Here is a 23,418-nt window from a genome sequence, read left to right as displayed (position 1 = left end):
GCTCCTCCTTATATTGAAATAAGAGAAAAGCAAAGACTACTATCTTTTATTTGAGTCGTATGCTAATAGCAGTCTTTGCTATTAGCAAATAATAAACTTTCTCATGTATATCCCTCCCATACGTTAAACTCTTAATCCCATTTATATTATCAATTTTTTCTCATTATTAAAACACCGTTTTTAAGGCGGCGTCACTTAGCAGCCCCTTTCTCTTAATGGTACAGTTTTTGTTTACGATACGGCAGTAGTTGCTTTCCATCTTCCTCCAAGATTTCAAAAGGGTGGGGACCAAACCATTCAAGTGATGCATTAAGACCACTTATATCATTCATAGCAAAAAAAGTTTTATAATCAATACACCCTTTAAACAAACTCGTCATTCCTTTTCGAGATCCTGAAGAAGAAAACACATTTTCTGGTATAAATACATCTAAATGTGCAGTCGAAGTAATGTTTTTCAAATGCATATGCTTAATGAACGGTTGAAGTTGCTGAAATGCAAGATTTACGTCCACCCCACTCTCCCATACATGAAGAACATCAAAATTAACATGCAATGCTCGGTGGTTCACTTCTGCCAATAGCTGTAGAGTGGATGGGAGCGTATCACATAATGTGCGTGGATGTGTCTCCAGCAAAATTCGTAGTCCTCTGTCTTCAGCTAAATGACATAAGCGATGTAATTGAGCCGCAATATAAGACCGCTCCTCATTCGTCGATTGCAAACTACCTTTTCCACCAGCAAAAATTCGAACATGGTTTGTCTTCCAATGGTTGGCGAGGGAAAACGTACGAATTGCGGTAGCTCTTACTTCATCCCAGCTTTGCTCAAGTGGCAAATAATCACTTATCATTGGTACCGATAACCCTATAGAACGCAACCAACTTCCATTAAATTCTGGATCACTGGCCAAATGCCGAGCATGGGTCCCCCAAAGTTCAATCCCATCAAATCCTCGTTTCCCAGCCCATTCCGTTATTTGTTCGATCGACTGCAATCCATGACGAAACGAAATTGTACAAATAGATAGGTTCATTTCATCCTCCTTTAACCAATTTGTTCGACTTGGCTTTGTTTTTGTGCCCATTGAGTAAAATATTGATGTAACCCGTGTTTTATCGCTGTTTCGAGCTTATCTTGTTTATCCAACTGATCACATAACGCTTGATAATCTTCTTCTTTCTTTGTCTTTGCTAATTTCATCGCCCGATAGTGAACAATTTTATAGCCTTTTTCAAGCGATTCAATTTCATCGCACCATGCTTCGAATACTTCCTCACCAAAATCCAGAGCCATCCAAAAATAAGCAAATGCATGTTCATAGGCATACTTACGGATCGCTAAAACAGGAAGTTGTTTAAGTGAAGAACCTAGTTCAGATAATCGATGTTGTTCACTTCCATACATAAACGCTTCTACAATCGAGCGGACCGCTTCTGTCAAAGGGTTCTTATCTAATTTCATGCACGTATGAAAATAGGCTTCAACGGTTTGAGCTGTTGGCACATGAATCTGATCTCCATCAAATGAAAAGCCACCACCTACATCAGGTGATCGAACCGCATCTAGTATGCGTTTTTTCTTGATGCGTCCCTCCCAGCGAAAATCAGGATCGAACATAAACCATTCCTCTGGATCATTTGTCTTCTCTAGCATGACGTAATGAGGAAAAGGCTTTTGATGAAATTTATTTTCTCGTTCTGGCAATAAAGATAAGTCAAGCATCACCATAATATGATGACCACTTCCTTTGTTCTCAACCAAATAGTCTAACGTCTCGATATTTTCTTCCTTTGTTTTCTGTTCTTCATACCACTCATGTAGGCGAATGCCATATAATAGCTCATACCAATTCTTAAAGAACGAATGATCAATTCCATCAGCATGATAGGCTAAAGCAAACGAGTCATCAAGAGCAAAATCGGCATCCCATACCCCAAAATAATAAGGCCGATGATCCACTCCTCTTTTCTTTAGTAATTCACATACACAGCTAACAAAACAGTGTACTTTAATCATGAGTAGGCTCCGATTGTCCTTGCAGCTCCAAAAATTGAGCTAATGTCCGCACACTAAAAAAGGAGTCTCTTTCAATTTTTTCATCAGGAATCTCAATGCCATAATCCATTTCAAGCTGTAGCAAAATTTGAAGCATCATGACGGAATCAATTGCAAGATCTTCATTTAAACGAGCGTCTTCATGAAAAGATTCGAGTGTGTTTATTTGAAGCTCTGTTTTTAAAATCTCATAAATGGCGCTCACTGCTTCTTTATATGTCATTCCGCCACCTCCCCTAATTGCTTACGATTTATTTTTCCATTTGCACCTTTTTGAATAGCGTCCACTATTGTGAATTGCTGCGGAATCTGGTGAGGTGCTAAATACTCAATACACCAGCTTCTTAACCCGTCCACCGACAGTATCTGTTCATCTGCAACCACTTGAGCATATACTCTTTCTCCTGCAAAAGTGTCAACTTTCTTGTAAACAACAGCCTCACTCACTTCATTATGCTGACAAAGAACTTGTTCCACTTCATGTGGATAAACATTCAAACCAGCAACATTAATCATATCTCCTATTCGCTCGAGAAAGCAGAGCACGCCTTCATTGTTAAAATAACCTAAATCTCCTGTTGCCATTGAGCGAGCACCTTTTATTACTGCTATCTCTGCTGGTTTGTTTTTGCTTTGACCAGCTGTAATACTTAAATGCGATAGCGTTTTTCCCATTTGATCAGGATGACTCAAAGATTGTGTTACGCTCATACATCCGATCTCCGAGCAGCCATATTGTTGCATTAGAAACACACTTGAAGCTCGAATCGTCTTGAACCATGTATCAGACAGTCTTGTCCCAGAGGTCATAACCCCGTATAATCGCTCCTCACCTTTGATGAATCTCGCCAGTGTATAGAGGAGTGGAGGCGCTGCATAAAGCAAGTATTTCGAATGCTCTTTCGCTTTTTTTAATACGTACTTTGGGTTTTGAGTTGTCACAATAAGAACATGCTTGTTTTGAGCAAATCCAGCTAATACGCCACTGATGAGACCATATGAATGTGTCACCGGGCAAGCTACGATAATCGTGTCCACTTCGACATCCTTAAATTGAATGCTGTAAGCCGCGATCTCTTCATCAATTGAAACCCAACTCCGTTTTATTTGTTTCGGTTCTCCGGTCGTACCAGAGCTAAATTGAACCAAGCCTGGTTGAATGTTACTTTGTGGATTCGATAAAGTAATTGGTGCCTCAAACGAATGATAAAATAAATAATAACAACCAGCCTGTTCGGCAATTCGCTCTGCTGCAGTAATTGGTGTGGAAGGATGAATTGGTACTACACTTGCTTCTTTTTTCTTTAAATAAAGTAAGAGCATAATCCACTTTCCAATATCTTCAGGGCAGACAGCAATTCGCCATTTATCTGCTTTTTGCCAGATCGGATGCTTGTTCAGTTGGTGCTCATAATGATAATAATCACTTTCTGTAAAAAGTTGATCATCTACTGCAAACATGCAAATCGCTCCTTTCCTAGCTCATTCCGCACGGTGTGACTGCAAACTGACTCAACAGTTAATTTACGTTTGAGCAGTGATTCCGTTGTTATAATGGGCACATCTAACCCTAACGCCTTAATACGTTCTTTTGGAACGATTCCCTTCTTTATGTATTCGCGGATAGCTCGATCGACTAACTGCCAAAATTGCGTTTCTGGATAACCATTATGGACTTCAATTTGCCAAGAAAGTTCGGATAACTGATAAACAAACAACGTATCCATTAGCAACTCTCTTAATGCTTCAATCGACGACATCCAGTAATGTTCATTTACTGCTCCATCTTTAAATGCTTTATGAAGATTCTCAAAAGCAGGAATCCAAGAAGGTTTCTGAACAAATCCCTTGCAATATTCTAGGCTCTCATGAAAGTCTCTTAAAATAACACGCTTTGGCCACCCATTTTCATGAACAAGCACCATGTTTTGGGCATGAGCTTCTAGCGCGATTCCATGCTCTGCGAGTAAATGTATAATGGGGATGACACTCACTTCGATTAACTGCTCAAGCCAAGGTTCCACCCCGTAAGATTCCAAATAAGGTGTAACAAATAGATCGCCATCTTTTTCTACTAGTGGAAGCGCATTAAATGGAATAGCCTGTTCCCTTCCAATCACTTTAGTAGCAATACTTTCACGATAGATGCAGCCAATTTGCCCAAATACCGCTTTGTTCCAAGGCTTTCCCGAAGGCTCGTATGCAGCACCAGCATATTCTGTTAAAATCTGAACGTTTGCTTCATCCTTTAAGAAAGGATCGCAATCAATGATACGTTTTAACCACGCTGAAATACTTGGCGCTGCTACAATAAGATGTGGAGCGATTGAACGCAGCGATGACGTATTGACGACATTTAACGGTAGTTTCACATGCGCTTTTCGTATATCCTCTTGATTCATCACCGTCCGTAAAGATTGTGTCGCTTTATAAGCATCACCAAAGTGACCAAGATACAGGATCTCTTTTTTAAGAATAGCTTCATTTAACTGATCCTCTTTTAACGCATACCACTGCCACGGGTGGATTGGTACTAGCCGATAGTCATAAAGCTGCCCACCTTGTCTACATAATGCTTGAACAACTTGCTTCCAAACGGCATACCCTAATTCTTGTTGGAGAAAGCTATGTTCTTCTACTGGATAAGAGACCGTTACATCCTCTTTTCGAATGCCAAGCCAAATCAGTTGGAACACGTTCTCTCCTTCTGGGCCATACCGTTCGTGATCTTCTATTGAAAAGCCTGTTCTTGCTTTAAAACACGGATGGTATGGATGCCCTTCCACTAGTACCGCTTCTAAACGTTCATAGGAAAGCTCTCTTCTTGATAGAGGTATCTCAAGCAATGCTTCATTTCTTTCAGTCAACAAAACCGTTTGTTTAAGCTCATGTAGAATCTTTTCTTTTCTTTCATATGAGATTGGAAGATCATAGACTAACTCAGTAATAGAAGCGATCTCTTGCTTCCCTTCGTCACGACATACAAGAAGAGAACCCGTTAAGCGTATTCGACTAAACGCTGAACGTTTGCCCATGCATTGATATGTGGCTTCGTTGCCTTGAAATCTAAACAACTTCCATCCGTCGTTCATCTCTGTTTCAACTATAGGTATGATTTCCTCAAATAAAATTGCTTCCACTAGTTGCCTCATCACTCGTTGATCACATTTAGTTGGTAGAGTAGACAGCTTTTGCATAAGCCACCTCTACTTTCTCCTCTTCTTTATGGAGCGGGTTTTTAATTTTTACGTACACTGCTTGTTCTAAATCCTCTGCTAGTTCATCCACATCATGAAACCGTGTTAATAAATTTGCTTTAAACGCAAGTTTCTCTTTTTCCAACAATCCTCCGATGAATGAACGTCCCGCACCTATACATGTCTGCTTGATCCTTTCAAGCTCACTACGCAATATTGACATCAAGATCGATTCATCTATTAATCCGTCTACACCAAAACGATGGATAATCGAAAACACTTGGTTCATTAACAAATAGTACGAAAATCGGTTCTCAATTAGTGAATCTTCATAAAACAAGCCATTTGTTTCTAGTAAATCAGGCTCTTTATTCAGTAGTAGAGCTTTATACGAGTCCGCCAAATAATAGCCTTGATTATCTCGATAATAGTAGGCACTTGGATACCCTTCACTTACGTCAAGTAAGCTATTTTGTTGGTGAGCTTCTAACGCAACGCCAAGCTCATCATACAAACGAATAAGGGGCTGAAGTGCGATCGTTATGTATGTGTTAAACCAACGAATACTAATGTTGGCAACCGTTGTTTTTTCTTGTTCCGCTTGTTCTACAATAATCGATTTAAGTTTTGAAGAGCATCCAGGCAACGGATCTTGCACCAAGGCAGCTATAGAACTAATCCCCTGTCCGCCATCTGAAAATGGATTTTCGCGAATAATGGTTTCAAATCCTGATTCTTTTAACCCTGGTAATCGAACCGTTAAATAAGCAGGGTCCGTAATCATCGTAAATGTCTTACTTTGTTGCAGCCACGGAGAATGAGTCAGTAACTTTGCGACTAATATACCTGCTCGAAGCTCATGTCGCTTATTGTTACGCAATGAATTTGTCACTTTAACAGGAATGGAAAATTTGTACATCCATTTACTTGATTCACTATAAACAGTACGAATCGACGACGTTGCCGTAAAGCGTTTGCCCGCGGGTCCAATATCTTTAATAAGCCCCACATGTATCGCTTCTTTTACATGTGGCTGACAAAGCAAATACTCTGCTTGCAACGGATGCATTGGGTAAGTCAACCACTTCTCATCAAGTTCTGGTAATTCGGTTATCCCTTCAACCTCTTGTGACACCATTTCCCACGCACTCATCTTCCCTAATGATTCTTGTTCCAGAATTGTGTGATGCACATAAAAATAGTAGAGTTGAAAGTCCCCCTTTAGTTCCGGGGCAAATGATTGTTGTTGCCAATGGGTCATCCCCTGTCTGCTCTTAGGAGTAGGATGCAACCAATGTCCATATAATAGCGACTGTTCTGAATCAATAAATGATTGTTTCGGCTCGTACAGCGCTTCCTTTTCATTCATTCGTTCTTCGATGTAGACACCCATCGTCTGGCAACTTTCAATCATTCGTACTAAACATTCCTCAAAGGTGGAATCTTGTATTTGTGGATTGGCTTTTGTTTGTAAGTGCAACTCTTGAATAAGCAGAATCATTACAGCTAATGGCTCTTCTTCTTGAGATGCTCGACCATAACTTTCTTTCAAGACTGTACCAAATGTGTGACGTCCAACAAGCGATTCATAATGCACTTCTATCAGTAATTGGCACGCTTGCCTAGCTAACCCTAGTTTCATCACTTTTTGACTCTGTAGACGGCGGAAACCGACCGCCTCCTCAATTTCATGGATTGGTACGATTTTTCCTAGCCCCGTTTCACGGGTAAAGCTATTAAGAAAAGCTTGTAAAGAGGCGTTTTCGGCAATACGCTTAGCTGATGGAAGCATATTCTCATCAATCCCTCTCATAAATGATATTCATTCTCACTCAATTGGAAGAAAAAAACGGGTCATCCCGCTCACTTCATTCTATTTGCTTACTGGTTCACGGTAAGTCTTTGAAGCTAGTTGTTCATATACCTTTTGGTTTGAATCAATAATAAAAGAAGGTTTTGGCTTGCCACGATTTGCTTTATGGCCTGCTAAATGTACATCGCTTTTCTCCCATGCCTTCCATGCTTCTTCTGATTTCCAGCGAATAAGAACCAATACTTCCTCCTGGCCTTTTCGCGCCTTTTGCTTCATCACATTTAAATCAATAAAGCCAGGCTGTTCTTCAATGACGCCTTCAGTTGAGAACTTTTCAACCATCTTGTTCGCATGACCTTCTTCCACAATCAATGTTTTTGTTTGCAAAAACATACAATCCCTCCTAGCATTCTTTCAACCTCATTATATTGATAACGATTCTCATTTTCAACAGTTTTTTTGAAGTTCCTTCCATGTGCCTACACGATAATAGAAAAAGAGACCTGTGCTTTCCACGTGGTCTCAAAAAATTTAAATCATTCTTTTATAGCGCAATGATACAGCTCGCTCTGCTTTCTGACTTTCGTAGGAATGCACTTCTTGTTGAAACAAAAACCCTTTAGCTTCGTAAAAGGGAATCCCTTTTTGATTGTCTTTTTGAACCGATACCCATTGTTCTGTTGCCCCTAACACTTTTTGCTGTTCTGTAATGGCTTTTAGTATTCTCGAACCAATGCCTTCATTCCGTCGATTAGGATCCAAGTAAAGCACAAAAACCTCTCCTATGCCTTCACCAGTCATCCCACCTCCACCAGCACCTATTACATGACCGTTTTCTACAGCAACAATATAGCCACCCCAATTCCAATTGCGTTCAGTCACTTCTTTTAATACCCTTGCTTTGTTAAAAAATTCTTTGCACCGTCTATCAATCGATTCACTTGCTAATAATCCACGCGAAGTAAGACGAAAGGCCTCCGTACACATAATGACAATTCCGTCAACGTGCTCTTTTGTGCCTAGTTGAATGTTAATCATTTCTATCCCTCCTCCTTCCACTAGAAAAGTCCGTTCTAACATAACCTTTCACTTTTCTATTTTCTCTTTCCTATCTTTTCGCTACAACCTGAAGCAATTTCACTGTTTCTTTTGAGTAATTAATCCAATTGTGGGCTTCTGTTGATTCAAAATGAAAACTGTCACCTGTATTTAATTCATAATAATGATCTTTATAAAACAAGGTTAATGTGCCTTGTAAAATATAAATAAATTCTTGACCTTCGTGCCTGAACGGACTCACTTTCTCTTCAGTTGGCAAGAGCGTAACGATCCTCGGCTCAAACAACGGATTTGTCATACTCCCAATCAACGAATGGTAATGAAAAAACGAGTCCGCTTGTTTGTTCATCGTTTCCTTTCCTGAAATAGGTGTATCGATATCCTTATTTTCCGAAAAAAATTGGCTTGGGCTTATATCCAAAGCATCAGAGACTTTATGTAAAGATTCGAGAGTCATCGATGATTTTGAACGTTCAATTTGTGATAGAAAACTAATGGACAGTCCTGTTTTTTCTGCCAATTGTTTCAATGTCATTTTTCTTTGCTTCCGCACTTTCTTTATCTGAATACCAATCCCCGTCTTCATCATACTCCTCCAAATGAACTAATTTTCAAAAAACATTGTACTTTCTATCTCTCCTATGTATAATAACATCATAAAAATGGGAACACCCCCATCTCAATCAAAAAAGTCCTTTTTTTATGTTTTGAAATTGAAGTGACACTGTAATTTCTAACTATTCAGGAGGTTTTGGGATGAACACAATTGATTCAGTAATTGAAACAAAACAGGTAAAACCAACGATTTCAAAAAAAGATTCACGCAAGGCTCTAATTGCCAGTTTAATAGGGAGCTCTATTGAATGGTTTGATTACTTTCTTTACGGTACAGTCGCGGCAATCGTCTTAAACCAACTTTTTTTCCCGTCCTATGACCCCGTTGTTGGTGTCATGCTCGCTTATGTGACATTTGCCTTGCCTTTTTTTATCCGTCCACTTGGTGGTGTGATCTTTAGCCACATTGGTGATAAAATTGGCCGTAAAAAAACACTTGTGATAACGCTCTCTCTTATGGGCGGTGCAACAGTGCTCATTGGTCTGTTGCCTACCTATGAAATGATTGGCGTCTGGGCACCTATCTTATTAATTACACTACGCTGCATTCAAGGACTCGGCATTGGCGGCGAATGGGGTGGCGCTCTCCTGCTTGCAGTTGAATATTCACCAAAGAAAAAGCGTGGGCTATTCGGTAGCGTGCCGCAGATGGGTGTGACCATCGGGATGTTAATGGGAACGCTCGCAATTTCCGTTATGAGCTTGTTGCCTGATGAGCAATTTATGGCATGGGGCTGGCGTGTTCCATTTGTTTTAAGTGCTGTGCTTGTTTTCCTAGGCTTGTGGATTCGTAAATCTCTTGATGAGACACCTTCTTTTAAAGAAGCAAAAGAATCCGGGAATATTGCTAAAGTCCCGTTGTTTGATACATTTCGTTACCACTGGCGTTCAGTATTAATTGCGGTTGGCGCAAAAATTGTCGAGACAGGACCGTTTTATATCTTTTCAACATTTGTCATTGCATATACAACAACGTATTTAACGTTTGATCGATTAACCGCCTTAAACGCCGTTACAATCGGGACGCTGGCGGCTACTCTGATGATTCCGCTTATGGGATCCCTCTCCGATAAGGTTGGTCGAAAACCCGTCTTCATTTGTGGAACAATAGGGATGATTTTGTTTGCTTTTCCTTACTTCTATTTGCTTTCCCTTGGTTCAACACTTTGGTTATTTGTCGCTACTGTTGTTGCTTTAGGTATCTTCTGGGCACCTGTCACTGCTGTACTCGGAACGATGTTTTCAGAGATTTTTAGCGCAAATGTCCGTTATACAGGTGTTACGGTTGGCTATCAAATTGGTGCTGCCGTTGCTGGAGGAACTGCACCACTACTTGCTACTTACTTGCTTAATACATTTAACAACTCGTCTGTCCCGATTTCGCTCTATATTATCTTAGCAGGCGTTATTTCCATTGTGGCCGTGCTTGCGACGCGTGAAACCAGACATCGAGAACTCGATTAAAAAAGGTGGTCTTCTCCGATGAAAATTTTAACAAAATCAGCTATCGAATCTCTTTATAAAATGGAAGATTGTTTAAAAGATATTGAAGAGGCGTTTCTTGTTAACCGAAACGCCAAAACACCAGTCCGAACTGCTCTTTCTCATCAAGCAACAAACGGTACAAGCCTTTACATGCCAGCATACAGCGAATCACTTGGCTATAGCGCGATTAAAATGGTGAGCGTTTTTCCAGATAACCCGAGATCAGGCAGACCTGCGTTGCGTGGCGCGATTCTTTTAACGGACACAACGACTGGCGAGCATGTCGCTTTAATGGACGCCTCTTATTTAACGATTTTACGCACTGGCGCAAGTAGTGGCGTTGCAACAAAATACCTCGCTAAAGCAGATGCACATACGTTAAGCGTCATTGGTACTGGCGCACAAGCAATTGGACAAATACAAGCCGTCCTTGCAGTTAGAGACATCAACACGATTTACTTATACAACCGTACACATGAAAAAGCTCAACTGTTTGCTGAAAATATGCGGTTACAACTACCGAGTTGGAATGGCGACATTGTCGTCGTTGAATCGGTGAAAGAAGCAGTCGAGGCTTGTGACATCCTTGTGTGCAGCACGAAATCAAACACGCCAGTATTTGACGGAAACGATTTAAAATCAGGCACACATATTAATGGTATCGGTTCTTTTCAAGCAACGATGCAAGAAGTGGACGTGACGACGTTAAACAAAAGTAGCAAAATTGTGGTCGATACACAAGAGGGTGCACAACATGAAGCGGGCGATTTATTAATTCCAATTGAGGATGGTACGTGGAACTTTGATCAGCTTTATAGCGAATTGGCACCGATTCTTGCTAAAGAAAAACCGGGTAGAGAAAATGATGAAGAGATTACCTTTTATAAGTCTGTTGGCGTGGCGTATTTGGATACAGCTATTGCGGTCGCAGTCTATCACAAAGCAGTTAAAGCGAGTGTTGGTGAGGAAATTGCATTGCACGATTAATCGAACAAAACCGGGACACCTATTGATGTCTCGGTTTTGTTTTTATTTCATTCCCGGCCGATGCAATTTCTTTGCTCGTTGTGCAACTTCTTTGCCAATTTCAAGTGCAGCCGTTGCCGCTGGAGATGGTGCGTTGCAAATGTGGAGCGTACGTTTCCCTGAAACGATGTGAAAATCATCTACGAGCTCTCCGTTGATCGTCAGTCCTTGGGCACGGACGCCGCTTGGTCCAGGAATGAGGTCTTCTTCCTGAACTTCCGGGATCAGTTTCTGCAAATTTTGTACAAATAGCTTCTTGCTGTACGAACGGCGCATCTCTTCAACGCCTTCCTTCATAAACTTGCCCGCAATCTTCCAAAATCCTTGGTATGAGAGCGTCTCTGATAGATCCCTCGCACTAAAATCGGTTTTCTTATACCCTTCCCGTTTAAACGAAAGAACCGCGTTGGGCCCTGCATCTACTTCCCCATCAATCATTCTTGTAAAATGGACGCCAAGAAAAGGAAAGTTTGGATCAGGTACGGGGTAAATTAAGTTTTTAACAAGGTAGCGTTTCTCTGGTTTCAGTTTGTAATACTCACCACGGAAAGGCACGATCTTCATATCCAGATGATAACCTGCAAGTTTTGCGATTCGGTCGCTATGCAGTCCAGCGCAATTAATCAAATAGCGTGTCCGGTAACGCCCCATATCGGTTTCAACATCAACATGTTCATCAGCTTCTTGAATACCAATTATTTTTTGAGAGAGTGCCAGTTTCCCACCCTTCTCAACAAATAGTTCTGCTAGTTTCTCGGAAACGTGTTTGTAATTGACAATACCCGCAGCTGGAACTCGAATGCCAGCCAGCCCACGTACATGTGGTTCTATCTCTAATAGCTCTTCACGCGAAAGCAAGTCTACCTTTAAACCATTATCCAAGCCCCGTTGATACAAGTTTTCCAGTTGCGCGAGTTCCTTTTCTTCAGTTGCAACAATGACTTTCCCGCAAATGTCCACATCCAACCCATGTTCGATGCAAAAGGAACGCATTGATTCACTGCCTGCTTTGGCAAACTTTGCTTTAAAACTACCTGGCTTATAATAAATCCCAGAATGAATGACACCGCTGTTATGACCAGTTTGATGGCAAGCGACTTCTTTCTCTTTTTCTACAATCTGAATGGTTGCCTCTGGCTCTTGTTGTTTAAGTGCATAAGCAACAGATAACCCAACAATTCCACCGCCAACAATGACGTAATCAATCATTCGTACACTCCTCTCTTGTTGCCTCAGTTAACACTTCGACCAAGTGCTTCACCTCAATTTTTTCAGTTAACCCTGCCCGTTCTACACCAAGTTTCATTTGCAGGTGACAGCCTGGGTTGGTCGTAATGATTAATTCAGGTTGTGCGGTCTCAACATGAGGCATTTTCGAGTCTAAAATTGCCATTGCTTCATCAAAATGAAGGATATTGTAAATACCTGCGGAGCCGCAGCACATGTCTTGCTTTGGTACTTGCTTATACGTAAGCTCCGGGATCGATTGAATGAGCGCGAGAGGAGCCTCGACGTTTTTCTGTACATGGGTCATATGGCAAGAAGGTTGATAAACCGCTGTTTTTCTAATAGGCTGATTAAGTTCAAGCCCACATTCAGCAAGGATGACGCTCACATCTGCGTGTTTTCTTGCAAAAGCTTCTCCTCGCTCCCGCCATTCAGGTTCATTATCTAGCAATTCGCCATACTCCATTAACATCGCACCGCAACCGCCGATGCTTGATACAATATAATCGTAACTAGCTTCTTCAAATGCCACTATGTTCTTTTTCGCCAGCTCTTTTGCCGTATCTAGGTCACCACCATGATTTTGCAAAGCGCCACAACACGCTTGATTACCGAGTATCTCAACATGGCATCCTGCTTTTTCAAGCAGTGTCATCGCTTGATTGTTAATGTCAGCGAACATCGTATCCATTAAACAACCAAGAAAATATCCAATTTTATACGTAGGCTCCTCATTCATGATTACCCGCTTCCGCTCCTTTCTCCGTGGCGGAAGAACGGTTGGCATAATTGCTTCAAATGCGTGCATACCTTCGGGCAGAAAGAATGACAGCACCCCGCTTTTTTGCACTAACTTCTGCATACCCGTTTTTTGATACGCGTACAAACCTGCCCCTGCCACAGTAAGCAACCGTTCGCTCGGCAATAGTTTCCGAAACAGGGCCGATTCGACCGTTCTCTGCCCAATGCTCTTCTTTGTTTTCTCAGAAAGGACTTCTTTCGCCGAATCGAGAATTCTTCCATATTGAACATTCGTGGGACACGCAGTTTCACAAGCGCGGCAACCAAGGCATAAATCAATTGGTTCTTTTAAATCTTCTAAACTTACTTTGCCCTCTGCAGCCATCTTTACAAGATTAATGCGTCCTCTTGGTGAGTGCGTTTCTTTTTCCATCGTCTGATACGTTGGACATGCAGGCAAGCAATAGCCACATTGCACACAGTCAAATGTTTCTTCATACGCAAGCTTAGCCATTCGACAACACCAACTTTTGACCAGGTTCAGGGAAAATCTTCCCTGGGTTCATAATGCCATTTGGGTCCCAGCTTTGTTTCACTCGTTTCATTAAATCAAGCCCAGCTGTACCAACTTCCATTTCCATAAACGGCGCTTTCATCGTGCCGATGCCGTGTTCACCCGAAAGTGTGCCACCAAGACTTACCGCTGCTTCAAAAATGGCTGCGACCGCTTGCTCCACTCGTGCCATCTCTTCTCGATCACGGACATCTGCAATAATGTTTGGATGGAGGTTGCCATCACCGGCGTGGCCAAACACAACCAAATCCACGTTGTAGGTTGCTTTGATCTCTTTTAAGGCTGCAAACATCGCAGGAATCTTGCTTCGCGGCACCGTCGCATCTTCTGAAATTTTTGTTGGCTTTATCCTTACAATTGCAGGCGATACGAGCTTGCGCGCTTTCCAAAATTCCGCTGCTTCTTGATCCGTTTGTGCCACTCGTACTTCACGGGCGAACACACTCCGGCACTGACGCTCGACTTCACGGATTTCTTCCTCAATCGCAGCTGGATGCCCGTCAAGCTCAATTAACAAAAGTGCATCTACATCGATAGGCAAGCCTGTCGGTTCGTACGCTTCAACCGCTTCAATAGATGCCTGGTCCATTAACTCCATTTTCGCTGGGACAATCCCGTTTTTTAAAATCTTCGAGATTGCTTTTCCAGAATCAACAATGTCTTCGAATAAAGCGAGCAACGTTTTTGTTGCCTTTGGTTTTGGAACCAACTTCAATGTCGCCTCGGTAATGACAGCAAGCGTACCTTCAGAACCAACAATTAATTTGGTTAAGTCATATCCTGTCACATTTTTCACAGTCCGCCCGCCTGTCCGGACAATCTCTCCTTCCGGCGTTACCACTTCTAACCCAAGCACATAGTCTTTTGTGACACCATATTTTAGTCCCCGTGGCCCACCAGCATTTTCCGCAAGGTTTCCGCCAATCGTCGACACGTGGGCACTACTTGGATCGGGTGGATACATGAGACCAAGTTCGCCAGCCTTTTCGTTAATCGCTGCTGTGAGCACACCTGGCGATACAACCGCAACCATATCATCGGCGTCGATTTCAAGTTTCTGATTCCACTGGGAGCAATCAAGTACAACCCCACCATAGACTGGCAAAGGTCCACCGCTTAAACTTGTGCCTTGACCTCGTGGATAAACAGGCACTGTATGCTTATTAGCTAACTTCAAAACAGATGAGACCTCTTCTTTCGACATTGGCTGAAATACGGCATCAGGAAGATGCGTACCAAAAGACGCATCAAATGCATAACTGGCGCAATCTGCTGGGGACGTTAAAATCCGCTCTGGCGCAAGTCCCGTTGATTTTCGCACTTCCTCCAAAAAAGCACTCTCTTTTTTTGTTTGCATGGTTTCTCTCCTTTTTATGCAAGCCGCGTATCACCTAGCTTTTTGCGGACATTTGTAAGGTGGATGTCCATCGCTTTGCGAGCCGCTTGCGCATCTTTTGCGGCAATGGCTTCATAAATTGCTTCATGCTCTTGATAGACATTTCGCCGCTTCTCTGTTTTTCCGACGTTTAATCTGAGTGAGAACTCAATCGCATCATTTAACAAGCCTTTCATATTTTCAAGTGTCGCAGTTAGGAAAGGATTTTTTGCTGCCTTAACGAGCACAAGGTGGAAATGGGAGTCCGCTTCACTTCCGATTGTATTTTCCGTTAGAATTGTTTCTGAAAAGGCGATCAAAGACTTGTGAAGTGCTTCAATTTCCGCATCATCCGCTCGTTCTGCGGCAAGTGCAGCTGCTTCTGTCTCGATGATATGACGCATTTCAAGCAATGCATGCACTTCATCAACCGACACCATGCCTAATTTAATATGGTCAAGCATGTCGACGAGTTTAATATTTTTAATCCAGCGTCCGCCGCCTTGTTTCGATTCAATTACCTCTGTCGCCGTCAACACGGTTAATGCTTCCCGAATCGGTGCACGACTCACTTGAAACCGCTCAGCAAGCTCCATTTCAGAAGGCAATTTTCCTCCGCTCACATATGGCTCTTGTTGAATCATCACTTTCAAATGTTCTAACACTTGAAGCGAGACTTTTTTTCGTTCGATTGTTTGATCCAAGACAAACACCCTTCCCTGCTTGTTAATACGGAGGGGCGATGCCATTCATCCTCCCCTGCCGTTTTGCTCTGGCAATATGCCATATAAATGTTGCTATTAAACATGCAAACCCAATTAAATCGGTTATCATTCCTGGCTTAATTAAGAGTAAAGAACTAACAAGAAAAATCGCCCGTTCTGGTAATAAAAGCGATACAGACAAGTACCCACTTAACGCAACAGCGATCGCAAAAACGCCAACAACTGAAGTAACGAGCGTGAGGATGACTGCCGTTATTGTAATCGGGTTTCCGTCTGTTTCTTGTAGAACCATCACCGGGTTATAAGCAATCATAAATGGAATAATAAAGCCTGGTAACGCCAACTTTACCGATGTCCAAGACGTTTTCATTGCATCCGCGCCAGCTATTCCCGCTGCCGTATAAGAAGCGAGTGCTACAGGAGGCGTAATATTTGATAATGCACCAAACCAGAAGACAAAGAAATGGGCAGCGACAGGATTAACTCCAATTTCAACAAGAGCTGGCGCAGCGGTTACCGCAACAACAATGTAAAGTGCCGTTGATGGCAGCCCCATGCTAAGGACGATACATGTCGCCATAACAAGCACAAGCGCAATCCAAAGAACGCCATCTGCAGCATTTAATACATTGTAGGCAATTGCTGATCCAAGTCCCGTCATTGTTACGACTGCAATGATAATGCCAATTGATGCACAGGCAAGACCGACTTGAATCGTACTTTTTGCTGCCTCAATAAACGCCGTCTTTACTTTTGATAGCGTGACACGCGTTTCCTTGCTTTTTGTAAGCCAACTCGTTACAACCACCACAATGATTCCAGAAAATCCAGCAAATAGCGGTGTGTAGCCAGCAAGCAATGTGCCAATGACCACTAAAATTGGCAATAGCAATAACCCTCGTTCTTTTAATACATCCCAGACTTGCGGGATTGATTCTTTGTTCATTCCTTTCAGCCCTTGTTTTTTTGCTTCTAAATCAATCGCGAATACAAGCGCAATAAAATAAAGAAATGTTGGAATAAGAGCCGCAAACACAATTGTTGCATAAGGAACACCTAAAAACCCAGCCATAATAAATGCGGCGGCACCCATTATTGGCGGCATCATCATGCCACCGGTTGAAGCCGTTGCTTCAACTGCCGCGGCATAGTTTTTCTTTAAACCGATTTGTTTCATTAAAGGAATTGTAAATGCACCTGTAGTCGCAACATTCGCAACAGCACTTCCATTTAAGGAACCAGTTAGCGCACTCGAAATGACCGCAACTTGTGCTGGTCCACCGCGTCGCTGTCCTGCGACAGCAATCGCCAAATCGTTAAATAATTTTGATGCACCACTTACACTAAGGAAAGCTCCAAATAGAATAAAAATGACAATATATGTAGAGGCGATTGATAATGTAATACCAAAAATCCCTTCGGTCGTCATATACACGCGGTAAAGCAACCGCTCAAATGAGAATCCCGCATGGCCAAACATTCCTGGAAAATACGGGCCAAATACAGCATAAAGAATTGCTGTTGCTGCGAGGACTGGAATAAACGTTCCAAGTGTCCGTCTTGTTGCTTCAAGCAACAATAAGACCGTTACGATTGCAAAAAGATAATCCGTTGCCACTGCTTGAGACATGCGATCAATGTGAATCGTTGTATAAAAAATTAAAAGATAACCTGTCCCTATTATACCAACCAGAGCGAGAGCAAGGTCAATTTTGGTAAATTGCTTCCGACTGCCTTTTTTTGTTGCTGGATATAAAAGAAAGGCAAGCACAAGCAATAAAGCCAAGAAGAGAATATTGCGGTAAATTTCTTGAATGTTCATAAAGCTGTTTACATAAAGCGAAAATCCTGATAAGAAAATCGCAACAATGGCCATGACCCGATATTGCCACCCGCTTAACTGCCTACCCATTCCTGTTTGTTCAGTGCTTGCTTCTTGCAAAGCATCTTTTTTTGCGGCTTCCTGAACCATCTAGGTTCCCTCCCATCATTCGCCTGCTTCAGGCGGTACTAATTCATCTGGAATCTCAATACCTTGCTCAACAAAATAGGTATAAGCGCCAATATGTAGCGGAACCGACACACCAACTAACGCTGTATCTAGCGACATCTCCCGTGCAGAGTTATGTACTTCATACATTTTATCGAGGTTTTCAAATAAGATTTTTGTCAGCAAATAAATTGAATCAGCATCCTGGTTTTTATCAACCCCAAGCACATTCGATTGAGCAATCGTTTGAATGGCCTCTTCTTGGCGCGGATACGTTTCCGCTTCTATTTCATAACGAAAAAAAACTGGGTAATCCTCATTGATCGATTCAAGTTGCTCATCTGTTACATCGAGGACTGAAGCCCTTACACCGCTCGCGTACATGTCTGTAATCGCAGTAACTGGAACACCCGCTGGAAGTGAACCACCATCAAGTCGACCATCACGCATCGACGAAATGGTATCATCATACCCTAAAAAATCTGGCGAGATATCATCCACGCTAAGGCCAATACCATTAATTAATGCCCTGGTTGATTGTTCTGTTCCACTTGCTTGTGGTCCAATTGAAAACGACGATCCTTCGATATCAGAAATATCACCGTTTGCAATTTCGTTGTTCATTAACACAAAGTGCTCAACATTAGGCCAAAGCATCGTAATGGAACGCAAATCTTCATAGCCATTTCCTTCATAAATGCCAATGCCTCTGTAAGCCTGGTCCGCAATCAACCCTTGCAGAATACCAAACTGCGCTTCTTCCTTACGCAGCAAATCAATGTTCTCAACCGATCCAGCTGACGATTGTCCTGTTACTCGAATGCCTTGATCAATTAGTTCTTCTGTCCATAAATTGCCCATGCCTACCCCAATTGGATAATACGTTCCTCCTGTTGAAGCAGTCGCAATTGAATAATACTGATTGTCTTCGTTTCCACACGCAACGAGCAGCAGTATGCTCATGGTTGTCCCGGCAATCCATGCATGCTTTTTCGCAAACATATACATCCCCCTTTTTGAAAGCGCTTCATTAAAGTTGTAAGGCAAGTATACAACTTTCAAAAAAAGAAAAGCAAGTCCTTTTTTCAGTCTTTTTTTAATTGCATGTGATTAGAACGACTTCGTCTATCACCTGCGCAAGGCTCGTAAAAACACAAAAAAAGCCCCTATGTAGAGGCTATTCAAAAAGATCAGTGTTTGTTTTACCATCCTTTTTAGCTATCCTCCTGAATCATTTGTCCATGATTGTACAAGAGGATACAGCCGGGTAAATTTCTTATACAACCTGCAATACACTTCTTGTGAACGTTCTTGTGGGTTGTATATTTTTTTAGGAATCGATTGGATGATACGCGTGTTAAAGTCCTCATAGTTCGCACACCAATTTAAGTGGCAAAACCCCGCAGCAGCAACTCCTAAAGATGGTATGAAGTCAGCATCTTCCGGAACATGAACAGCACGTCCACAGACGTCAGCGATAATTTGGCACCATGCTTCGCTTTTTGTTCCACCACCAATTAACGTAAATGGCACCTCGTCATTGGCCTCTCCGAGCAACAATTCCATCGTCTGGCGCAAAGCAAACGCGACTCCTTCTAATACGCTGCGGCAAAGATCTTCTTTCGTAGTTGTGCCCTTTAAATTCATAAAGCTCCCTGACGCATTCATATCTTGTACAGGAAAACGTTCACCATTTAGATAAGGTAAAAAGAGAGGAGTCGTTTCACTTGCTTTCGTTTCGTTCACAGCTTGTTCAAATGCCGAATAATTACCGTTCATAAACTGTTCTACAGCCCAGCGATGAACGTTGCCCGCATTAAGTATTGGTGCAATCGCAAGGTAGGACTCTTCCGAAAAATGGACAAGGTGAAAAACGCCTTTTTCCGCTTGTGACACGCTTTCTGTCGCATATGCAACCCACCCTGTTGAACCAATGTAGGCATACTTTGAACCTGTGTTTAGTACCCCTGCCCCCATCGAGGTTGCCCCTGCATCACCTGACCCAGATAGAACAGGCGTACCTGTTGCAAATCCACCGGCACCATGTAACACTTCTCCAGCGACGCTATTTGGAGATAGAAGTGTGGGCAACTTGCTTTCGTCAAGACCTAGCTGTTCAAACCATTCAAACAGCCACTCTTTTTTATGCAAGTCCATCATTCCAGTCGTTGCCCCCGTCACTGGATCAGCCACCGCTTGCCCAGTTAGCTTATAGATGGCAAAGTCTTTTGCGTTTACGAGAAAAGCAGCCGTTTTTTCATAAGTGGCTTGTTCATGCTCTACCAACCAACAAATCTTCGGCAACACCATCGTTCCGTCAAAATGGTTACCCGTTTTTTCCTGGATAAAAGGCAATGTCTTATCAATGAATTCAGCTTGCGCCTTTGCCCTACCATCCGAATAAAGAATAGCCGGTCTGACAGGGTTTCCTGTGTGATCAATTGGTATAAAATCTTGCATCTGTCCACTCATCACAATCGCTTTAATGGAGTCAGGTTCAACGCCGTTACCCCACCAATTGACAGTAATAGAACACAGCTTTTCCCACCATTCATTTGGGTCTTGCTCCACCGTTCCCCCTTCTCCAAAAATCGTTCTTAATGAATGTGTTAGGGGCAGTCGATAAGAACCATCTTTTTCGATTAAAACCCCTTTTATATTCGTTGTGCCAATGTCAAAAGCCGCAATATTCTCCATCCTGCCACCTCTATTGTTGTAACGTTTTGCTCATTATAACGTAGGCTTTTGATCAAGTCATCGAAAAGGATAAGCGGTAAAAAATGTACTACTGTAATCACACGAAAAAGCCCCTCATTTCAAGCAGGGGCTTAATTAGAATATGTAATACAAATTTGAAGCCTTTCTTTCTATTAAACAAACACACTTAACAATAAAACAAACATCAGTCCGCAAACGGAAATAAGGGTTTCTAATACCGTCCATGTCGCAAACGTTTCTTTCATTGTTAATCCAAAGGATTCTTTAATAATCCAGAAGCCTGTGTCATTTACGTGAGAAGCAATGACACTACCAGCTCCAGTTGCAAGTACCATAAGTGCTAAGTTTACGTCAGCCCCTTCCATAAGAGGGATGACAAGTCCTGCGGTTGTTAACGCAGCAACCGTAGCCGAACCTTGTGCAATACGCATAAGCGCTGCAATCAACCATGCTAGGATGATAGGGGATAATGCGCTTCCAATAAAAAGAGTTGCCACATAATCACCTACACCACCAACAATTAATACCTCTTTTAATGCACCACTCATTCCAAGAATAAGTAAGATCATCGCAATTGCTTTTACCGATGACTCTGCAGATTCCATTAACTGTGTCATTGTCCGATTCTGTGAAATCCCCATTGTATATAAAGCAAACAAGAGTGACAAAAACATCGTTGCTGTTGGTGTACCTATAAATGCGATGATCTCAAATAATAGATTCGAAGGAAGATTTGTCGCTTCCTGCAAAAAATTTACGATCGTCGCAAAACCCATTAACAATACCGGAAAGAGAGCAGTAATTGAACTTTTGAAGAATCCAGGTGTTTCCTCTAGTGGCATTGGCTTAGCGTCACCAAGAGCCGCCATCGAGCTATTGTTTTGTTTTTTAAACGCACTCGGAACAAATTTCTGTGCGTATTTTGTGAAAAGAGGACCCGCAATTAATACCGTTGGAATTGAAATAATAAAACCATAAATTAATACCATACCGATATCTGCACCATATTCTCCGGCAATAACAGTTGGACCAGGATGTGGAGGAAGAAAAGCGTGCGTAACAGACAATGCCGTCACCATCGGTAATCCCAAATAAAGGAAGGATATATTTACTTGTTTTGAAATTTGATAAACAATCGGAATCAATAAAACAAGTCCAACCTCAAAAAAGAGAGCAATCCCAAGCATAAATGCGGTTAAAACAACCGCCCACTGAATTCTTTTTTCCCCAAAAGCAGCAATTAATGTCGTAGAAATTCGTTGCGCTCCACCTGCATCAGCGATAAGCTTACCTAAGATTGCACCAAAACCAAAGATTAACCCTACACTTGCCAACGTTCCTCCAAGACCATCCTCAATCGCAACAACAATGTCTGGAATAGGAATCCCGAGGGCGATCGCTAGTGCAAATGATACAATCGACAAAGAAATAAGCGTATTAATTTTAAACTTCATGATTAGTAGCAAAAGAAGTAATACCCCTAATGCAGTAATAAGCAATGGCATAATGGAAACTCTCCTCTATCTATCTCCTTGTCTTTCGTAACAAGGTATCTCTATTTCTATGTATGGTTCTAGTTTCTGTTAGTCTTACAAATCAAGTATCCTCGTATATGATTCTTCCTATCACTATTTTTCCTTTAGCCCCCTAACAACCCTCTTTTTTGCAAACGCTTGCATAGAGGATTTTAATTGTTTATATCGCATTCATAGCTTCAATTAAAACCATATAAATCGCCTTATATAAACGAACAACTGAACTATCGATCCTATAAGTCAAAAAATATATATATTTGCTATTGTAATCAAATAGTTCGATTATGTAAACCTTTGCATTAGATTTCAGTATGTTCTGTACTATCTTTTAATACAAAATATCCAGATTGCTATTTTCTCACTATTCCTTAAATATGATATACTCAGTCCAGACTACATAATGCGAGGGACAGCAATGAATGATGCAAACACACTTTTCACATCACCTTCTGGCTTATTCTTACTAAAAAATACATTCGCACAAGAAAGCAATTGGCGTATGGATCAATCTTATAAATTCATTTATGCACTAAATGGACGTATGACTTATCAATCAAGGTCAAAGTCAATGCAGCTGAAGGAGGGACAATTTGTTCTACTAAATCCATACGACGAACATAAGCAACTGCAAGTCGATCAAACGAAGTTTTTGATTGAGCTAGATGCAACCCTCCTTAATGAGACTGCAAAAGCAATCAGACCTCTAGCATTTGACGTTCAGTTTGCATCAACAATCCAACAGCATTCTCTATTATCACAATGGGTTCGCTTAATCGTTGGATATTTACATCTAGAAGACCGTTCATCAAATACATCATTACAACTATTCTTTGAACATAGTTTCACACAGCTTTCTCTTCTTCTTGCAAAAAACGCAGTCGGTTCTCAGTTAGATGATCTTCCTATTCGTCAATATAAATCCTTGCATATTCAACTCTATAACCTCTTGGATGCACTAAAACAAAGTTACAATAAAACTTGGTCTTTAGCTGACATGTCTGAAGTAGCACAGATGGAGAAATTCCAACTCGCCCACTCCTTTAAAGAACACATAGGCGTGGCTCCCTATACCTGGCTTCAACTTTATCGAATCATTCGGAGCCAAGAACAGTTGTTATATACGCGTAAGAGCATTCTTTCCATCGCACTAGACTGCGGATTCTCTTCTACCAGCGTCTATAACCGCTTATTTAAAAATCAATATGGTTTGACTCCTAGCCAATTTAGATTATTAGCACAGAAATGAGAAGCGTTCTTTTTCCAAGAGTGGGGTCCAGTG

The 23,418-nt window shown here is 41.7% G+C and carries 20 protein-coding genes; 3 read left to right on the top strand and 17 right to left on the bottom strand.

The annotated features are described in order from the left end of the window. Positions 1-212: 212 nt before the first annotated feature. The 9 genes from BK584_RS23080 to BK584_RS23040 all read right to left on the bottom strand — a co-directional run bounded on the left by BK584_RS23080 (position 213) and on the right by BK584_RS23040 (position 8,714). Positions 213-1,037, bottom strand: a complete 825-nt coding sequence (locus BK584_RS23080) for a sugar phosphate isomerase/epimerase family protein (protein WP_078394946.1) — start codon at positions 1,035-1,037, stop codon at positions 213-215. A gap of 11 nt (positions 1,038-1,048) precedes the next feature. Further along, entirely contained in the window at positions 1,049-2,020 is a 972-nt protein-coding gene (locus BK584_RS23075; RefSeq protein WP_078394945.1) for a DUF6005 family protein, read from the bottom strand. Then, on the bottom strand, positions 2,013-2,282 hold the full coding sequence (gene asbD / locus BK584_RS23070; RefSeq protein ID WP_078394943.1) for a petrobactin biosynthesis protein AsbD: 270 nt from the start codon (positions 2,280-2,282) through the stop codon (positions 2,013-2,015). Before asbD ends, BK584_RS23075 begins: the two co-directional genes overlap by 8 nt. Further along, on the bottom strand, positions 2,279-3,520 hold the full coding sequence (locus BK584_RS23065; protein ID WP_078394941.1) for an AMP-binding protein: 1,242 nt from the start codon (positions 3,518-3,520) through the stop codon (positions 2,279-2,281). The genes asbD and BK584_RS23065 overlap by 4 nt, the downstream gene beginning before the upstream one ends. Further along, positions 3,508-5,256: an IucA/IucC family protein gene (locus BK584_RS23060; protein ID WP_078394939.1), complete on the bottom strand. Its 1,749-nt coding sequence runs from the start codon at positions 5,254-5,256 to the stop codon at positions 3,508-3,510. The genes BK584_RS23065 and BK584_RS23060 overlap by 13 nt, the downstream gene beginning before the upstream one ends. Then, on the bottom strand, positions 5,228-7,069 hold the full coding sequence (locus tag BK584_RS23055) for an IucA/IucC family protein (protein WP_245808957.1): 1,842 nt from the start codon (positions 7,067-7,069) through the stop codon (positions 5,228-5,230). The genes BK584_RS23060 and BK584_RS23055 overlap by 29 nt, the downstream gene beginning before the upstream one ends. Before the next feature lie 60 nt (positions 7,070-7,129). Then, the gene (locus BK584_RS23050) at positions 7,130-7,462 is read right to left on the bottom strand and encodes an antibiotic biosynthesis monooxygenase family protein (protein ID WP_078394937.1); all 333 of its coding nucleotides are present in this window, start codon (positions 7,460-7,462) and stop codon (positions 7,130-7,132) included. 138 nt (positions 7,463-7,600) lie between these two features. After that, the gene (locus BK584_RS23045; RefSeq protein ID WP_078394934.1) at positions 7,601-8,107 is read right to left on the bottom strand and encodes a GNAT family N-acetyltransferase; all 507 of its coding nucleotides are present in this window, start codon (positions 8,105-8,107) and stop codon (positions 7,601-7,603) included. Between the two features lie 70 nt (positions 8,108-8,177). Next, the gene (locus tag BK584_RS23040; RefSeq protein ID WP_078394932.1) at positions 8,178-8,714 is read right to left on the bottom strand and encodes a helix-turn-helix domain-containing protein; all 537 of its coding nucleotides are present in this window, start codon (positions 8,712-8,714) and stop codon (positions 8,178-8,180) included. 170 nt (positions 8,715-8,884) lie between these two features. Between BK584_RS23040 and BK584_RS23035 the strand changes: the two genes are divergently transcribed. Together BK584_RS23035 and BK584_RS23030 are read left to right on the top strand one after the other, a co-directional pair. Next, complete coding sequence (locus BK584_RS23035; protein WP_078394930.1) at positions 8,885-10,207, top strand: MFS transporter; 1,323 nt, start codon at positions 8,885-8,887, stop codon at positions 10,205-10,207. An 18-nt stretch (positions 10,208-10,225) separates the two neighbouring features. Further along, positions 10,226-11,215: an ornithine cyclodeaminase family protein gene (locus BK584_RS23030; RefSeq protein ID WP_078394928.1), complete on the top strand. Its 990-nt coding sequence runs from the start codon at positions 10,226-10,228 to the stop codon at positions 11,213-11,215. A gap of 42 nt (positions 11,216-11,257) precedes the next feature. On the opposite strand, the gene lhgO is transcribed toward BK584_RS23030, so the two are convergent. From lhgO to BK584_RS22990, 8 genes are all read right to left on the bottom strand, one after another. Further along, positions 11,258-12,463 carry an L-2-hydroxyglutarate oxidase gene (lhgO, locus tag BK584_RS23025; RefSeq protein WP_078394926.1) on the bottom strand — a complete coding sequence of 402 codons (1,206 nt, stop codon included), beginning with the start codon at positions 12,461-12,463 and terminating at the stop codon, positions 11,258-11,260. Continuing rightward, positions 12,456-13,736, bottom strand: coding sequence for a (Fe-S)-binding protein (locus BK584_RS23020; RefSeq protein ID WP_078394924.1), 1,281 nt, complete (start codon positions 13,734-13,736; stop codon positions 12,456-12,458). The genes lhgO and BK584_RS23020 overlap by 8 nt, the downstream gene beginning before the upstream one ends. Beyond that, positions 13,729-15,153: an FAD-binding oxidoreductase gene (locus tag BK584_RS23015; protein WP_078394922.1), complete on the bottom strand. Its 1,425-nt coding sequence runs from the start codon at positions 15,151-15,153 to the stop codon at positions 13,729-13,731. Before BK584_RS23015 ends, BK584_RS23020 begins: the two co-directional genes overlap by 8 nt. A 14-nt stretch (positions 15,154-15,167) precedes the next feature. Then, the gene (locus tag BK584_RS23010; protein ID WP_139365748.1) at positions 15,168-15,875 is read right to left on the bottom strand and encodes a FadR/GntR family transcriptional regulator; all 708 of its coding nucleotides are present in this window, start codon (positions 15,873-15,875) and stop codon (positions 15,168-15,170) included. 22 nt (positions 15,876-15,897) lie between these two features. Next, positions 15,898-17,868, bottom strand: a complete 1,971-nt coding sequence (locus BK584_RS23005; protein ID WP_078394918.1) for a TRAP transporter permease — start codon at positions 17,866-17,868, stop codon at positions 15,898-15,900. A gap of 15 nt (positions 17,869-17,883) precedes the next feature. Then, positions 17,884-18,888, bottom strand: coding sequence for a TAXI family TRAP transporter solute-binding subunit (locus BK584_RS23000; protein WP_078394916.1), 1,005 nt, complete (start codon positions 18,886-18,888; stop codon positions 17,884-17,886). Positions 18,889-19,104: 216 nt separating this feature from the next. Then, positions 19,105-20,583, bottom strand: coding sequence for a xylulokinase (locus tag BK584_RS22995; protein WP_078394914.1), 1,479 nt, complete (start codon positions 20,581-20,583; stop codon positions 19,105-19,107). Positions 20,584-20,756: 173 nt separating this feature from the next. Beyond that, a complete protein-coding gene (locus tag BK584_RS22990; RefSeq protein WP_078394912.1) occupies positions 20,757-22,109 on the bottom strand; it encodes a gluconate:H+ symporter in 1,353 nt (450 codons plus the stop codon). A 445-nt stretch (positions 22,110-22,554) separates the two neighbouring features. Here BK584_RS22990 and BK584_RS22985 point away from each other — a divergent pair, with 445 nt between their 5' ends. Continuing rightward, positions 22,555-23,385, top strand: coding sequence for a helix-turn-helix transcriptional regulator (locus tag BK584_RS22985; protein ID WP_245808956.1), 831 nt, complete (start codon positions 22,555-22,557; stop codon positions 23,383-23,385). Positions 23,386-23,418 lie beyond the last annotated feature (33 nt).

The sequence above is a fragment of the Shouchella patagoniensis genome, assembly GCF_002019705.1.
Lineage (GTDB): Bacteria > Bacillota > Bacilli > Bacillales > Bacillaceae_D > Shouchella > Shouchella patagoniensis.
The sequence above is the reverse complement of the archived record's forward strand: the minus strand, read 5'-3'. Positions and strand labels throughout refer to the sequence as shown.